This is a genomic window from Comamonas testosteroni ATCC 11996 (genome assembly GCF_000241525.1).
In the GTDB taxonomy this organism is placed as follows: domain Bacteria; phylum Pseudomonadota; class Gammaproteobacteria; order Burkholderiales; family Burkholderiaceae_C; genus Comamonas; species Comamonas testosteroni.
This window is the reverse complement of the sequence record NZ_AHIL01000015.1, coordinates 1-1,429: the sequence shown is the minus strand read 5'-3', so window position 1 is coordinate 1,429 and position 1,429 is coordinate 1. Positions and strand designations below refer to the sequence as shown.

Here is a 1,429-nt window from a genome sequence, read left to right as displayed (position 1 = left end):
ATCAACGGCCAGTGGACGGCTGCTGACAGCTACTCCCCCAACACCAACCCCAGCGATCTGTCCGATGTGATCGGCGAGTACGCCCAGGGCGGTGCCGAGGACGTGCAGGCCGCCGTGGCCGCTGCCGCTGCCGCTTTCCCGGCCTGGTCCACCTCGGGCATCCAGGCGCGCTCCGACGCCCTGGACAAGATCGGCACGGAGATCCTGGCCCGCAAGGCCGAGCTGGGCGAGCTGCTGGCCCGCGAAGAAGGCAAGACCCTGCCTGAAGCCATTGGCGAAGTCGGCCGCGCCGGCCAGATCTTCAAGTTCTTTGCCGGTGAATGCCTGCGCCTGAGCGGCGAGACCGTGCCGTCGGTGCGCCCCGGCATCGGTGTGGAAATCACGCGCGAGCCGATTGGCGTGGTCGGCCTGATCACGCCCTGGAACTTCCCCATCGCCATCCCCGCCTGGAAGATCGCTCCGGCCCTGGCCTTTGGCAACTGCGTGGTGCTCAAGCCCGCCGATCTGGTGCCCGGCAGCGCCTGGGCCCTGGCCGACATCATCCACCGCTCGGGCATCCCCGCCGGCGTCTTCAACCTGGTCATGGGCCCGGGTCGCGTGATCGGCGAAGCCCTGGTGAATCATGCCGATGTGGCCGCCATCAGCTTCACGGGTTCGACGGGCGTGGGCCGCGGCATTGCCGAAGCCTGCGTCAAAAGCGGCAAGAAGGTGCAGCTGGAGATGGGCGGCAAGAACCCCCAGATCGTGCTGGACGATGCCGACCTCGCCCAGGCGGTGGAACTGTCGGCCCAAAGCGGCTTCTACTCCACCGGCCAGCGCTGCACGGCCTCGAGCCGCCTGATCGTCACCGACAAGATCTACCCGGCCTTCATCGAGGCCCTGCAGGCACGCATGGCCCAAATCAAGGTCGGTGACGCACGCGCCGCTGGCACCGACATGGGCCCCGTGGTCAGCCAGGCCCAGCTGGAGCAGGACCTGTCGTACGTGGAAATCGCCAAGGCTGAAGGCGCCCGCCTGGCCGCTGGCGGAGCCCGCGTCGCCTGCCACACGGGCAGCGGCAAGCAAGGTTTCTACATGGCGCCCACGCTGTTTGTGGACACCGAAGCCGGCATGCGCATCAACCGCGAGGAAGTCTTCGGCCCCGTGGCCAGCGTGATCCGCGTCAAGGACTACGAAGAAGCCTTGGCCGTGTCCAACGACACGCCGTTTGGTCTGTCGGCCGGCATTGCCACCACCAGCCTCAAGCACGCCACGCACTTCAAGCGCCACAGCCAGGCTGGCATGGTCATGGTCAACCTGCCCACGGCGGGGGTGGACTACCACGTACCGTTCGGCGGTCGCAAGGGATCGAGCTACGGTCCGCGCGAGCAGGGGCGCTATGCCCAGGAGTTCTACACCACGGTGAAGACGGCCTATACGCTGGCGTGAA

At 67.3% G+C, this 1,429-nt stretch carries 1 protein-coding gene; it reads left to right on the top strand.

Annotated features, from left to right (window positions below):
• The coding region (locus CTATCC11996_RS07085; protein WP_003074545.1) for an aldehyde dehydrogenase family protein at positions 1-1,428 on the top strand (1,428 nt) is incomplete at its 5' end.
• Position 1,429: the final 1 nt, after the last annotated feature.